The organism is Streptomyces sp. ISL-36 (assembly GCF_018614205.1).
GTDB lineage: Bacteria > Actinomycetota > Actinomycetes > Streptomycetales > Streptomycetaceae > Streptomyces.
In genome coordinates this window covers 1-14,021 of sequence record NZ_JAGGOS010000062.1, presented here as the reverse complement: position 1 = coordinate 14,021, position 14,021 = coordinate 1, and the positions used below count along the sequence as shown (strand labels likewise).

Sequence of the window (14,021 nt, the reverse complement as noted above, 5' to 3'; positions counted from 1 at the left end):
TCATCGCGGGCTCGTACCACCACGTGCCGGTCGGGCATTGGGGCCTGGGTGAGCCCAAGGGGACGTGAAGGTCCACACAGCGATGTCGCCCCCCACGCCGGGGATCCGGCGGCAGACGCGGCGGACAAGGGACCGGGGCTCCAGCCCCTTCTCCACGGACAGCAGATATGCGGAGGGCGAAGAGGCGCGGAGGGCCTGACGTTCGCCGGTCGCAGTCCGGGCCAGGCCGGCTAGGGCGAAGGTGACGCCAGTGGCAGTGCTGACCAGCGGGCCTGCGTACACACCGCTGGCCATGCCCGCCAGCGCGGCCGGGAGCGCGAACTTCAAATTCGCGGCGCTGAACGCGGTGTCGATGCCGAGCCCTCGCATAGCTCGCCGAAGCTCTTCCAGAGGACGTTCGAATCTGCGCTCGACCTCCATGGAGACATAGCGGTCGACGGAGGTCGACAGAGTCACATCGGCCAGATGCTCGCGGAGATCGGCGGCAGCGGCGGTGACTTCCCTGTTGAAGGCGTCGAACTCGTCCTTGTGGCGTCGGCGCAGTTCGACGACCTTCCCTACCGGGACCGCGTCGAGCTCCTCGGGCACGACAATGCGCACCGCCAGCATTCCCACCGCGTCCATGAAATCGCCGGAAGGTGCCTCTCTCGGTTCCCCCAGCTCGCTCGCCCGGTCCAGCAGCACTTCCGCGACGCGCTCGGCGGTCCAGCCGTCGGATGCCGCGTGTGCCGCGGCCTGGTCGGTGGTGGGGATGAATTGCCCCCGGCGGGCAATCTCCTCGGACAGTGCGCACTTGTAGACCCACACGAGCGCCGGATCCATGCCTATCCACTCGTCCACGCCCGGCTCCGAGAAGCGTGTTCCCCGGGAAGGCACGGCCAGCCGGGCGTTGAGCAGGGCCTCCCGCACGTCCGGCGCGACCTCGCCCCAGTGAAGGTAGGCCCGTCCCCGTGGTTGCGGTCCCGCGACCGCCCCGCCGTCTCCTCCATACCCCCCGTCTGCTCCGTACCGTTGCCACAGATCATCCGCGTGAGTCGCGATGGCGTCCAGGAAGACGGACGAGACTCCCAGCGCGGGTGAGGCGGGCTCGATGGGAACGATGAAGTCGAGTTCTTCCGTGAGTGCGCGGGCGGTGTCCGAATCGGTCACCGGGAAACGCGCGGGAACGATCCGAGCCAGCTGAGGCCAGTAGAGCGCGGCCGTCTTCAGCCACCGCTCGTCCCTGAGCTTGTCCCACCCGAGCCGCTGCGCCCGCACCCATCGCCCGAGGTCCTCGCCCTCGACCGTGCAGCAGTGGATGTGCGAGCAGGTCCTCGGGATCACACCCGCGACCGAGGACGAGAAGCCGCAGCCGCGCCGTACGCAGGCCGACAAGTGGGCGCTGAACTACGAGGCCGCCCGCCGGTTCTACGAGCGCGAGGGCCATCTGATCGTGCCGAGGAAGCACGTCGAGACCGTCGTCCTCGACGACGACAGCAACGACGGCAGCGGTGACGGCGAGGAGGGCCGGGAGCGGCGGGAGGTGTCACTCAAACTCGGCGCCTGGGTCAGCAACCAGCGCTCCCGGGCGGCATCGCTCTCCCCCGAGCGGATCGAGCAGCTCTCCCGAATCGGCATGAGATGGGCATGACGGGCGTGGTCGTCGTGATCGCGGCGCTCTCGGCCGGATACCTCCTCGGACGGGTGCGGCCGTGGCGGCGGCTGGGTGACTGGTGTGGACGATCGACGAGCTCCGGTTCACCGGGCCGTCATTGCCCCGCAGCCGAGGCCGCCAAGCCGCCGTGATCCTGGCCTTGAACCACCTCCTCACCGTGCCGCCCGCCAGCTGGCAGATCGCGCGCCTCGGCCACCGTGGCAGTGCTCGCTCAGCTGCTGACTTCCGCGATGGCGTCCGCGATCAGGAGAGGGAGGTGCTTGATCGCGCGTTCCAGGAGCCGTTCGATTGGGAGGGCGTGCTGGCTGTCGTCGACGCTAATGAGCTTGATCCAAGTCGCGGGCTGGTAGCGGGCGAGCATAGACAGGGTGTACAGGACAGCCCACCACGCCATCAGTGGATGCAGCTCCCGTTCCATCGGAGAGAGGACGGGCAGAAAGTACCGTTCTCCTGCGTAAGGGCGCGTCATGCTCCGCAGATGCTCGCGGCGCTCGGTTGTGGTGGCTGGTCCCTGAGGCATCTGCCAGTTGACCGTCAGTCCGCCGATACCGTTCTCGAGGCGGCTGTAGTCCGGGGGCGCCTCAGAGCCAAGGCTGAGGGCGCGGGTGGTGACGTAGCTGTCGTGCTGGGCGACAGCCGGGTATGCGGTGAGAAAGTCAGCAAGTGCCTCGCGGGTGCCAGCGTTGATGACCCGATCGGGGATGTCGTATACGGGAACGCTCAGCAAAGGATGTGCGTAGTCACCGACAATGACGTCGCCCGCGAACAGAGGGATGAGTCGATCCCGGGTGGTGAGCGGATAGCCCTGGTTCGGCGGCAGCAGATCCCAGACGTCCTCCAGGCGTATGGGATCCGTCCCCCATACCGGAGAGTCAAGCGCTTCGCTGACCCGCACGAAGCTGCCCTGGGTACCGGACGAGTCGGTGCGGATCTCGATGTCGGGAAACGGTAGGTGGAAGCCTGTGGTCTTGATCCCGTGGGACTCGAGGTTCCAGTCCTGGCCCTTGAGAGACCAGGACGCGGCGGCGATGGCGCGCCCGGCCTGGCTGAGGCCGTAGAAGACCTGCAAGGGGCGCGTAGCCGGGTCTACGACAGCGGCGGCCCGGAACATCTGCCCGGCGTGTTCCAGTGCGGCTGCGTAAGTCCTGCGGCGGGTTCCGGTGCTGGCCCTGCCCGGTGGATTCGAGCGGCTGGCCCGCAGCCGCTCCCAGGCCTGATCGGTGCCGAGATCGCTGTACATGGCTAAGGACGCTACCCGGCTCTGGGCAAACCGCGCTGGAACATTACCCGTGGAAGCGCGCAGGATCGGGCGGGGAGGTCCTGCCCAGTCCCGGCTTCACGCAGTCAGGCTTCAGGCTCAGTAGGCGCACCGTGCGGTGAGATGCCGACCTGACTGAGGGAAAGGCCGAGTAGCAAGGCTCCCTCGAGACCGGTGAGGAGAGCGAGCAGTTGGTCCTTTTCCTCCTGAGTACCGCTGTCATCGTGCTTGAACTTCTGCAGGCTGGTGCGAGTGGTCACGATCACACGAGCCAAGGCGTCGTGAACGAGGAACGGCCCCTTGCCATCATCGTGCTCTGTGGCTTCCCGGGCTACAGAGCCACCGCGGTAGACAAAGCAGAGTGCCTCGGCCCTCTTGGTCGGCAGGGTAACGCCGTCCTTCTCGTGGGTGAGTAGAGGGTCGTCCGGCAGGTTGGCTTTGACCCAGGTCACAACTTCCTCTTTGGAGAACGTCTCCCGCATGATCCGGTCGATGAGCTCGATCAGCGAGTTGGCTGCCTGGGAGATTCCGTCCTCGGAGTGCAGCAGGGCGTCCTTGGCTCCCCGGATCTTCCTGACGAGCTGGGAGTTCTCGCGCTCAAGTCTTTTGGCCGAGGACTCCGCTACCCGATACCTGACGCTGGTGACGACCTCTGTCAGGTTGTCCGGGTTCCAGTTGAAGAGATCGTCAGCGGTAGCAGCCGTGAGCTGCATGGGGAGCGTGGCGATAACTTTCTCACCGATCTTTTCGTCGATCATGGCGATCCCGCGAGCCAGCTCGATGCTGAGAAGGTCGGTCTGGGAGATGGCCTTCCTCTGGTTCTCCGTCATGTTGTTGAGCGCGTCACTCCACGCTACGGCGAATGGCATCAGCCCACGGATCCCCCGCCGGAATGCCAGGGCTACGACCGCACTGTCTGCCTTGAGCGCTTCCATCAGGCGCCTGAACTCAGCTGCCCCCAGGAGTCGAAGCGCGAAGAGTCGGTAGTTCCTGCCCTTGAACGAGTTCATCCAGGCCATCGCCTGGTCGCGGTCCTGCAGCTGGGCGACAGTGAAGCTGATCCCGGCTTCCACGTCCGTGAGGTCGAACTCGTCGAAGAAGGCTTCAAGCCGGTCCTGCCAGGGCTGGGGACTGTCGTCCATCAGCAGACGGCAGAGCGAGACCAGCAGGTCGGCAGCGACGACGGCCGTATCGTCGAGGTGCAGGGCCATTCGGATGTCGGGGTCAAGGCGCCGGATAAGCTCCGCAACACGCGATCGACGGTAGTCTTCAACCACAGGGTCCTGTATGGCCGCCTCGCTCTGTCCGCGTCAGGCTCAATCGATTTCAGATAAAAGTACTCAGACCGGGGCGGATGTATAACCGAATTACGGCGCCGCCCGCATGACTGTGTCTGACCTGACCTCAGGGACCATCGCCTTGCCAGTCCCAACGGTTGCGCTCGCCGGGTCGCGGGTCGTACAGGGCCCGACCGCCGGCGCCGAACTGTCCAAGCTCGGTCATCAGCGCGACACCGGTCTCGGTCTCTTCCGCTGTCCAGCCGGTGATGTCGAGCAGCAGGCCGTCCAGCAGTCCGCCGATCAGTTCGGCGTAGACCCGGTCGTGCTGCGGGCTCGAGTGGTCATGCTCGGCGCGGTAGACCCGTCGGCGCAGCAGCTGCTCGTCGTCACGGTCCATCTGTTCAGCTTTGCAGCCACCACTGACAGCCGGGTTCGGTCTCGTTACTTGTGGAAGCGAGAGAGCCAGGGACCACTGGCTCTCTGCTCGGGCATGGCTTGGCCCCTGCTCCCGATCCCGGCGTGTATTAACCTCGATCTTTCGTGACGGTCCGTCGGTTTCTTCGGCGGGCCGTTTCGGTTGTTCGGGCTGGTGGCGGTCAGGCTGATGGCCCGGCTGTCGCGTCGGGTGGGCGCCGGGTTCCACGGCTCCAGTCGGGGTGGTGCTGCTCGCAGGGACGGGAACGTGCTGGTCAGCCCGGGTTCGGGAGAGTTGCGAGTCGTGTCAGGGCGTCGGTGATCACGTCGGTCCAGGGCCAGTGGCGTGCGAACCTCAGGTGCCGGCGGCGGGCGGTGGTGATGATCTGGGCGGCGGCGGAGAAGAGGCGGAGCCTCAGGCGGCGGGGCTTCCACCTGCGGGTTTCGCCGGTCAGGGCGAGCATGGGCATCCATGCGAGGAGGTCGAGGGCGAGCTGGACGATCTCCAGCCAGATCTGGTTCTGCGCGGTGTCGTGCAGGGGCAGGTTGCGCAGGCCGGTGGCCCGCGCGGCACGGATGCGGTCCTCGGCTCGGGCTCGCCGGCGGTGCCTCAGCTCCAGTGCCGCGATCGGCATGTCGGTGGTGTTGGTGGCGAAGCAGGTCAGCCGCAGTCCGTCGGCGTCGGTGATCCGCAACTGGGCGCCGGGGTGCGGCCGTTCCTTGCGGACGATCAGCCGCATCCCCTTCGGCCAGCCCTTGAGGCAGTCGCCGGTGATCTCGGCGACCCAGGCCCCGTCCCGGATCTCGCCGCCGGGCTCGACCGCCGGTGTCCAGGCCGGGGCCGGGACCTTGAGGACGGCCTGGTGAATCTGCTCGGTGATGGTCATGCCGACTGAGTACGACAGCCACCGGCCGCGCTTCGCGAGCCAGCCCACGAACTCGTGGGTGCCGCCGCCGGACTCGGTGCGGACCAGCGTCCGCCGGCCGCGCCGGTAGGTCTTCGGCAGCTGGGTCAGGGCCAGTTGAGTGGTGGTGATGTGGTCCGCGGCGGTGTTGGTGCCCGCGTTTCCGGGCCGCAGCACAGCGGCCACCGGCTCGCCGGACCCGCCGGTGCCGTGGTCGACGAACCCCATCAGCGGGTGGTGCCCGAAGGTCTTCTTCCAGGTGGCGGCCGCGTCCTGCTTGTCGGAGTGGGAGATCACCAGGACACCGTCCAGGTCCACGGTCACCTGCCCGTCGGCGTCCGGCGCCGTGTCGCCGGCCAGTTGCCAGACGTGTTCGCGGGCGTGAGCGCGGGCCTGGCGGATCGCGGTCAGCGCACGGTTCCCACCGGCGGCGAGGGTGCCGACGAGCCGGGAGACCGTCGGATCCGAGGCGACCGGCCCGAACATCGCCGGCTCGGCCCGCAGCATGGCGACATCGGCGAGGCAGTCGCCGCCGAGCGCGACCGCGAGCGCCACATCCAGCAGGACCTTGCCGGGATCGTGCACCGCACGGGGCTTCCGCCAGGGCGCCAGTGCCGTCGATATCGCCTGATCCAGACCGGACTTGCGGATCGTCTCCACCAGCAGCACGGCCCCGGCCTGCGAGACCACTCCGCGACCACCGCCCTCGACGCGGACGCGCGGGTACGACCCGATACGCTTCTTCACCTGGAAAGTGCCTCCGACAGGGGCGGGAACAAGGGCCTAGACAATCCTCATTCTCGCTGGTCAGAGGCACTTTCTGCTGTCCTGATCACCTGCTGGACAGCCCACTTCATGAAAGCGCGAGGTTAAACCCAGGGGCTCGCTCTCCTCTCTCCCTTCCGCCACACTGCGGTGAAAGGGAGAGAGGCAGACACATGGCGTCGAAGTCACGGTCGTACACGCGTCCCGGAGCGGACCCGACTGGGCGCTTCCGTCCCGTTCCTACTCCGGAGCAGGTTCGACGGGCGGAAGAGCTCCAGCAGGCCTTGGCGCCCGTTTCGCCGTCAGCGACAGTGAAGTCCGAAGCGTGGTACGGCAGCACGAAGGAGAACGAAAAGGTCTTCCTTCCCGGCAGGTGGATCGGGATTCTCACCGTGCTCACTGTCGTGACCTGGCTGCTGATCAGCATGTAGGACGAGCAGAAGGCGGTAGTGCCGTCCTTCATGGTCCGCTGGTTCATCGCCTGCGGCTTGCTGGTCGCCCTATCCGGGAAGCTGAGGGGCACGCTCCACCACCCCGGACAGTCCTGCCCCGGGAGCAGGCGCGCGGACGGGACGCCGGGATCGGCCGGGGGTTGCCAGTTCGGGTCGGGAGCGGGGGCCGGGGGCGGCGGGCGGGCAGGGACCACTGGGCGGTGTAGAGACGGGAGGCGGCCTCCCAGCCGCGTACGGTCTTCGGCTCGGTGATGTCCGGGCAGTGAGTAGAGATGGCGGCAGCCACGACCTGGTCATCCAGGCCGGGGACACGCCGACGGCCACGCAGGATCAGGGGCGTGGGGCGGAATGCGCCTGCAGTGGCCCCGAGACGGGTGGGACGCCACCTGGGTCCCGGGTCGGCTGAGCAGGGTTTCGACAGCACCCAGCGTTACTGCTTCACGGAAGTTGAGCCAGAGCCGGTTGTGGTTCTGGCTCAACTTCTGTGACAGGGTCACCGTAAGTGATCGTCGCTACCCCATCGCTCGGAGAATCAGCAGCACCTGTTAGCACCGTTCACGTGCGTCCACTGTGGTCTGCCAAGCCGTGAAGCGAGCAGGAAACCTTGGTGGTAGCCATCCGGGCCGTACGGGATGCTGACAAAGTAATTGAGCGAGATGCCGCGGTTCAGATCGTTGAGGAAGAGCTGGAACGCGACTACCAGCGGGAACTGTCGGTTGGGCTTGACCCGATGCGCATGGCTGTGTCGCATGTAGACCAGCACGAGCTGGTATGGATCGTTTCCTGGACATCTGAGGAGTATCTGCGCACTCGGAATCCAGACTTCGCGCTGGCCGGGAATGGGCCGTACCTTGATGACCGCGTCGACGGAAGCCTGCACCAGATCGATGTCGTCTCCGCAGTAACGGACGCGTGGGAGGCGGACTACCGAGTCCGTATTCGAAGGCAGGTCACGCGGACCGCAGTGGACGATCTACACGATGAGGTCCGGGCGGTGGCAGACGCTCGTGGGAGGGTGCATGCCATGCACACCCTGCGCCAAAAAGTGCCAGTACTCTCCCACGCTCAGACAATCGAGTACGTGACCGCCTTGCAACATGGCGATGCTCCAGCGCACCTTGTAGAGGTCTCCTCCGGAGAGCTGGTGCCGCCTACTGACCCGGTTTTGTCCGTGGTAACCATCCGCAATGCCGAGAACCGTCGAGGTGCTTGACCGCAGCAGCTGCCTTCACGAAGCAAGGAGAACTCGCTTACGCAGGAGCGAGAAGCCAGCGCGGCCAAACATCTGTCGCTTGAGCATTTTGATCCGGTTGACATGGCCTTCGACAACGCCCGAGCTCCAAGGCAGGGTGAGGCCGGCGATGACAGCATCGCGGTCCCGGTCGATGCCAGCGGCGAGCGTATGGAGGCTGGGCAGGTCCTCCTGCCGGACGGCGTCGAGCCACTCTGGTAGACGCTCTCCCTGGCGGCCGGTGAGCATGCTCGCAAAGGATCGGACGTGGCGCGTGAGGGCGTCCAGTTCGGGGCAGTGTGTCCGGACGGCCTTGAGCTGGATCTGCTCCGATTCGGTGAGCGTGTCCGGGTGCCGGAGGATCCATCCGGCGACGGCACGGGGCGAGGGCGGCCGGGCAATCACCGGTCGTGGCGAGGTGCGCTTAACGTGCAGGTAGGCGCGAACACGCTGGTAGCTGCCCTTGTAGTTGAGCGGCACGATCTCCTCCCACAGCTTCCACGCGTTGGTGCAGCCCTCGTTCCAGCGGTCGTCCAGGTAGGGCTTGTAGTCATCGAGGACTGCGGGCCGGTTCTGCCACTGGCCAGTGAACAGTTCCTCTGGCGTCGCCGCGTCGGCGAACTGCTTGACGGTGCGCCAGGTCATGCCGAGCTGCCGCTGGACGGAGCGTCGGCTGTGGCCTGCCTTGAGCAGGGCGTGAACGGCTGAGTGCCGGGACCGAGTCCGGTCGGCGAACCGGTGTCCTCGTGGCCAAGGTGACGCGGACGGGACCGGCTCAGATTCGGACTGCGGTGTTGTGGGCATCAGGACGCGCAGGCAGCGGCGATGCTGGGCGACGCACCGCTCGGCGGCCTCGCTCAAGTTGTGCCAGAGATGCCACCGGTCCGCGACCTGGACCGCCTGCGGCGCTCCGGCCGCGGCACCCTCGGCGAAGAACGGCGCGCGGTCCCGGCAGACCACCTCGACACCGGGCCGCTGGGCGAGCCACGCGGCCAGGCTCGCTGCCTCCCGGTCTGGGAGTAGGTCGATCGGGCGGCGGGTTTCGATGTCCACCAGAACGGTGCCGTAGTGGCGGCCCTTGCGGGTGGCGTACTCGTCGACGCCGACGACCCGCGGCGCTGGCACCTCCGGCTCGGGCAGCGCGTCGGCCAGGCGCACGATGGTGCTCCGGCTGACGGACACGCCAAGGACGGCAGCCAGCCGAGCGCCGGCCCGGCCGGCCAGGGCGAGGCCGACGGCAGCCAAGGTCGAACGCATCCGTTCGGTGCACTGGGCGTACCTGCGGGTCAGGCCGGATATCTGCTCCACGAAGGTCTGGCGCGGGCAAACGGTGTTCCGGCACCGAAACCGCCGAACTCGCAGCTGAACTACCACCCTTCGTCCGGCGCTCGGTACGTCGGAGGGAAAGCGTAGATAGGAGCTGTGCACCCGGGTCGACCAGGCCCCACATCCCGGGCAAGCGGCGCCAGCCGTGGCGCAGTGCGCGTCAACGCGCACTATCTCGACAGTCACGTCCACCGACAGCACCGCAACGTCCGCGATCGACGGGAACAACAGCTCCTTCAGCCGGAGCACAACCTCTTCCACAGCCCGAACTGTCAGCCCAATCCTCTTGGCCACGGCTCATTTTTGGGCAAATTCGAATAGGGCCTGGAGGCACTCATCCGTCACTCACAGTGGCCGCTGCACGGAAGCTGAGCCAGAACCAATTCTCGTGAACATCCACGACCCAGATGTTGACCAACCGCTGCTGAAACTCATCGACAAACGCTGCTGCTGAACGTGAACGAAGCCATCCGTCCAGTCCTCCAGCCACTCCCTGGCCTTGTCGCCCAGCTCCAGGCCGAGGGCCACGAGATCCGCGAGGAGGACATCGCCCGGCTTTCCCCGCTCAAGCACAAGAACCTCAACGTGCTCGGCCGGTACAGCTTCACCGCCGCCACCCCGGCCGGCGGGGTCCTGAGGCCCCTGCGCGACCTTAAGGCACCAGAACTCGACGATGACGAGGAGTAGGCGGCGTCGGCCAGCGGAAGTGAGCGAGGCGAATGCTGATGCTGACGGGCTCGTCCGGGCTAGCGTGGACAGGCCGGACTTCGAGAGGGCATAGGGGGACAAGTATGGAGACTGAGGCGGCCTCGTACGAGGAGCATACGAACGCAGGAACCGTGCGGGAGGTCGTACACGATGTGGTGGCCCGGGTCGCGCGGGAAGAACTGCCCGTGATGGAAGGGCTGGCTCGGTTCGGTGACGCCACGGTCGTGCGAAGGTTAGGGCACCGGGGTGGGCGGCGGCGCGAGCCGTTGGGCTTTGGGGCGGGTGAGGTTGTCGCGTTGGTTACGGGGGTGGTGTGGCTGGCGCTGGACCAGACCGTACGGCAGCTGGGCGAGCGAGCGGCGGACGGTGCGCTCCGTGGGACGAGGGGCCTGCTGCGCAGGGTCTTCCGCAGAAACGCGGAACCGGCGACGGTGCCTCCGCTGACCCCCGAGCAGTTGGCCGAGGTGCGGCAGCGGGTGCTGGAGGTGGCGGCCCAGCGCGGCCTGGAGCGGGAGCGTGCCGAGACGATCGCCGAAGCGGTGGTGGTCAGGCTTGTGCTGGGCACCATGGAGGCGGTACCGCCCGCAGCGCTAGGCGAGTTGGGCGGAGCTGCGGACGGTGGTACGAGCGGCAGCGCGGGTGGGGAGCCGCCGGACACAGGCGGCAGCAGCGAGGGCAGCACGCCGGAGAGGCCGTGATGGTGACGGCCACCGGACACCTCACACTGCCGCGCGTGGACGAGCGCTCGATGCCTTCGGGCACCACGCTGCGCTTCATTCTGTTGGTGGTGTTGATCGTGGTGAGCAGCGCCTTTATGACCATGCTGACCCTGGGTTCCGGGTTCGGTGCGGCTTCGACCTCGCGCACGGGCAGCACGAACGGCTGCGAACTCGCCGCAGGGGGAGACCCGTCCCGCATCGGCGGGGCGGTCCCGCAGGCGGACACCAGCGCCTACCGGGAGTGCCTGGCCCGCTATGGCCCGAAGGACACCTCGCCCTGGTGGGTATCCGAGGTTTGGCCGCTTTTAGTGGTGGTGGTCGCCGCCGTACTGATGTGGACGATACCGGCGTGGAAGGCGCGGCGCGGACGAGTCGTCCCGCTGGAGGCGGTGGACGGCGACGGCGCGGTACGGGGCGCGGTGGCGGAACTGGCTACGGCGGCGGGACTGAGGCGGGCGCCGCGAGTGGTCGTCGACCCGACGGCCGCCTCGGCCGGCGCGGTGGTGTTCGGCAGCAACAGGCGGCCAGTGATGTGTCTGCACGGCGGTCTGCTGGTGCGCGCGCGTACCGATCCGGAGGGCTTCCGCGCGGTGCTGCTGCACGAGTTCGCGCATATCCGCAACGGCGATGTCACCCTCAGCTACCTCACCGTGGCGCTGTGGCGGGCATTCCTCGGCATGGTGCTGTTGCCGTACGTGGCGCTGATGCTCTATCTGACGGTGTGGATGGCACTGTTCGCCCTGGAGGTACGTGCGCCGCTGGCGCCCGAGGCGATGGCGGGGATGGACGGCAGCAGACTGCTCATAGCCCGGCTGCTCGGCCTTGCGGCCGTGCTGGTGCTGCTGGTCCACCTTGCGAGGGCGGACGTGCTGCGCAGCCGGGAGATCCACGCCGACCTGACGGCGGTGCGCTGGGGCGCGGCCCCGCACCACTGGGCGGCCCACGCGGCCGGCCCGGACGTGGTTGCTGTGCCACGCGGTGTGCGGCGGCTATGGGCGTCCTTCGCGGAGCTGTTGCGGACCCACCCGCAGTGGGACCTGCGCCGGGAGGCGCTGGCCGATCCCGCGGAACTGTTCAGTGTACGGGCGCTGCCGATGTTCCTCACCGGGGTGGCCGCCCCGGTGATCAACGCCCAGGTGCAACTCTACGACGTGAGACACAGTCTCCCGCTCCTGGAGAAGGCTTCCTGGGTGGTGACATCCGTGCTGGTCGCCGGGGTGGCAGGGGTCGCCCTGTGGCGGGCGGCCGCGCACGCTGTGCTCACCGGACGGCGCGAACCCTCTGGCGTACGCGCCGGGTTGTGGCTGGGCATCGGCATGACAGCCGGAGGACTGCTGGGCTACCAGTTCGGGACCGATACCTGGCTACCCGGCAACCCCGTGATGCTGCTGTTCCCGTTCGCCGCTGGTGTGGCCTTCTGCTGGTGGACCGCCCAGTGCGCCCGGCTGTGGACCAGGGTATGGCCAAGGCGTGTCCGGCCATTGTTGTTGCTGGGGTCGGTGGCCGGTGCGGTGCTGCTGGTGTCGTGGTTCGCCTGGTGGCAGGTGGTTGGCGTGGCCTACGCCCTCAGGGGATGGCACTCAAGGGAGGTGATGCGTGCCAGGCTGGTAAACGGGTTATCGCCGGGGCAGGTTGCGGAGCAGGAAGGCATCCTGGACGGGATGGCCACCCTGTGGCCCGCGATGACAACCCTGACCCACTGGGCTGGTTCTCTGACCGCGGTCGCGGCCTTGTGGCTGCTGCCGCTGACGGTTTGGGCCCTCCGTTCCGCCGCGGACCGCGCCACCACGCCGCTTCGGGCATCGCTGCTTCCGCCACTGCGCCGGATAATGCTGCCCGGCCTGTTGGGGGCAGCGCTGGCCACCATCGCCATCGCGGTGGTAATGGCATACATGCACACCTGGCGGCCGCCGCCCGCAGAGCGCGGCCAGCTACACCTGTGGATCTATATGGCCTGGGTGCTGATGCTCCTGGTCGCTGCAGCGACTGCTGCCGCAGCCGCCGCAGCGGCCCTGACCGACCGCTACCGGCTGCTGTGCGCCCTCATCGCCGCGCAGACCACAGTGCTGGCCGGTTTCGCCGGAGCGTTCGTGCTCGCCTCCCTAGACGGCTGCGTCACGCCACTGAACACCCTGCAGTCCACCTGTTCGCTCCGCCCCGACGCATCCGTGCTCCGCAGCTTCCGCCTCATCATGGGCCCCGTCCCCGTGCTCGCTGCGCTCGCTGCCGCTTTCGCGGCCGCCGTGGTGAGCGCCCTGCACAGGGCGCTCACCACCCGCCGACCCCGTACGGAACCGGCCTCGCTTCCGGGGCAGTGGCATCCCATACGCGACCGCCTGCTGGCCCGCCGGCTGTGTGTGGGTGCGCTGTGCGCCGCGACGCTGGCCGTCACCGCGACTGACTTGTTCAACCGCGCTGTGAGCCGCTCAACGACGCACAACGCCGTACCCTTCCAGGTCCAGCCTCCCGCTACTCCATCCCCCAGGACCCGCGCTCTACAGGTGTACGCCTGGGAGAAATACGGCGGGAAAGACCTGCAGCTCCGCTACCTCACCATCAACCGCGAGCTCGCACCACTCCTCCAGAATCCGGACGGCATCGACGAGGCTCGCACCCGCGTCCAGTGCGCACAGTTCCGTCGCTTCGCCCACGACGCCGCCCAGTACTTTCCTGTACCCGACCTACGAGCCCAGACCTATTGGCGTCGTACCCAGATCTATGCCACCCGTGGAGCAGCGAACTGCGACCGTGCCCTGGACCGCGACAATGGCCACCTTCTTGTTACCGCCCTGAACGAATTCATGGACGCTCTGAAATCCATGGGGGCCATGAGCATCCGTAACAAGAGCATCATCGAGCGCGGCGGAATCCTTGAACCACAGCGCAGCTGAAGCTACCTCGAGAACTGAGGAACATCTGTGCCGCAGACGCAGACGCAGCCGGATCTACGTCGCATGCACCCGATACACCGATAACAGTTCGACGCGCCGGGGAAGACCACACGATGAGCGGGGAGATCGCCTGAGCAGGTTTGGCCAATCCAGGAGCGGCGGATTGGAAGAACGTGGTTCCAACGGCACCCCAACCGAGGCTGGAGCGACGACAGCGCTCGCTTAACCTGCTGACCGGCTCGACGAACGTCTTCTTGTGGCAGGAGGTACGGTCGCAGAAGAACCGCCGCACCCGCAGTCGGACCTGCAGCTCCTTCCCTGTCAGTGGACGTTCGGCCAGGCCGCGTTCGTGTGACGAGTGCACGCGGCGGGCAGGAGCACGGCAGCCGGGACAGCTGCGGGGCCGGGCCACATGCCG

10 protein-coding genes and 2 pseudogenes are annotated in these 14,021 nt (G+C 67.4%); 5 read left to right on the top strand and 7 right to left on the bottom strand.

The window, feature by feature from the left end; all coding sequences use genetic code 11:
- The gene (locus J7E93_RS17245; RefSeq protein WP_215070326.1) at positions 1 to 1,257 is read right to left on the bottom strand and encodes a DUF6236 family protein; all 1,257 of its coding nucleotides are present in this window, start codon (positions 1,255 to 1,257) and stop codon (positions 1 to 3) included.
- A gap of 22 nt (positions 1,258 to 1,279) precedes the next feature.
- On the opposite strand from J7E93_RS17245, the pseudogene J7E93_RS17240 reads away from it, so the two are divergent.
- Positions 1,280 to 1,630, top strand: a pseudogene (locus J7E93_RS17240) (helicase associated domain-containing protein); the annotation flags it as partial.
- A 235-nt stretch (positions 1,631 to 1,865) separates the two neighbouring features.
- Here the strand turns inward: J7E93_RS17240 and J7E93_RS17235 are convergent.
- The 4 genes from J7E93_RS17235 to J7E93_RS17220 all read right to left on the bottom strand — a co-directional run bounded on the left by J7E93_RS17235 (position 1,866) and on the right by J7E93_RS17220 (position 6,258).
- Positions 1,866 to 2,894, bottom strand: coding sequence for a YaaC family protein (locus J7E93_RS17235; RefSeq protein ID WP_215070322.1), 1,029 nt, complete (start codon positions 2,892 to 2,894; stop codon positions 1,866 to 1,868).
- A gap of 104 nt (positions 2,895 to 2,998) precedes the next feature.
- The gene (locus J7E93_RS17230) at positions 2,999 to 4,189 is read right to left on the bottom strand and encodes a hypothetical protein (RefSeq protein WP_251066665.1); all 1,191 of its coding nucleotides are present in this window, start codon (positions 4,187 to 4,189) and stop codon (positions 2,999 to 3,001) included.
- 127 nt (positions 4,190 to 4,316) lie between these two features.
- Positions 4,317 to 4,589 carry a hypothetical protein gene (locus J7E93_RS17225; RefSeq protein ID WP_215070320.1) on the bottom strand — a complete coding sequence of 91 codons (273 nt, stop codon included), beginning with the start codon at positions 4,587 to 4,589 and terminating at the stop codon, positions 4,317 to 4,319.
- A gap of 292 nt (positions 4,590 to 4,881) precedes the next feature.
- Complete coding sequence (locus tag J7E93_RS17220) at positions 4,882 to 6,258, bottom strand: IS1380 family transposase (protein WP_215070318.1); 1,377 nt, start codon at positions 6,256 to 6,258, stop codon at positions 4,882 to 4,884.
- A 1,077-nt stretch (positions 6,259 to 7,335) separates the two neighbouring features.
- On the opposite strand from J7E93_RS17220, the gene J7E93_RS17215 reads away from it, so the two are divergent.
- A complete protein-coding gene (locus tag J7E93_RS17215) occupies positions 7,336 to 7,941 on the top strand; it encodes a YrhB domain-containing protein (RefSeq protein ID WP_308368692.1) in 606 nt (201 codons plus the stop codon).
- A 15-nt stretch (positions 7,942 to 7,956) separates the two neighbouring features.
- Here the strand turns inward: J7E93_RS17215 and J7E93_RS17210 are convergent, their stop codons facing one another.
- On the bottom strand, positions 7,957 to 9,471 hold the full coding sequence (locus J7E93_RS17210) for an ISL3 family transposase (RefSeq protein ID WP_374105396.1): 1,515 nt from the start codon (positions 9,469 to 9,471) through the stop codon (positions 7,957 to 7,959).
- A 303-nt stretch (positions 9,472 to 9,774) separates the two neighbouring features.
- Here J7E93_RS17210 and J7E93_RS17205 point away from each other — a divergent pair.
- The 3 genes and pseudogenes from J7E93_RS17205 to J7E93_RS17195 form a co-directional block, all read left to right on the top strand.
- Positions 9,775 to 9,972: pseudogene (locus tag J7E93_RS17205) on the top strand (Tn3 family transposase); the annotation flags it as partial.
- A gap of 317 nt (positions 9,973 to 10,289) precedes the next feature.
- Entirely contained in the window at positions 10,290 to 10,691 is a 402-nt protein-coding gene (locus J7E93_RS17200; protein WP_215070314.1) for a hypothetical protein, read from the top strand.
- Between the two features lie 35 nt (positions 10,692 to 10,726).
- On the top strand, positions 10,727 to 13,603 hold the full coding sequence (locus J7E93_RS17195) for a M48 family metalloprotease (protein ID WP_215070312.1): 2,877 nt from the start codon (positions 10,727 to 10,729) through the stop codon (positions 13,601 to 13,603).
- On the opposite strand, the gene J7E93_RS38370 is transcribed toward J7E93_RS17195, so the two are convergent.
- Complete coding sequence (locus J7E93_RS38370; protein WP_374105395.1) at positions 13,563 to 14,015, bottom strand: transposase family protein; 453 nt, start codon at positions 14,013 to 14,015, stop codon at positions 13,563 to 13,565. The genes J7E93_RS17195 and J7E93_RS38370 overlap by 41 nt on opposite strands.
- Positions 14,016 to 14,021 lie beyond the last annotated feature (6 nt).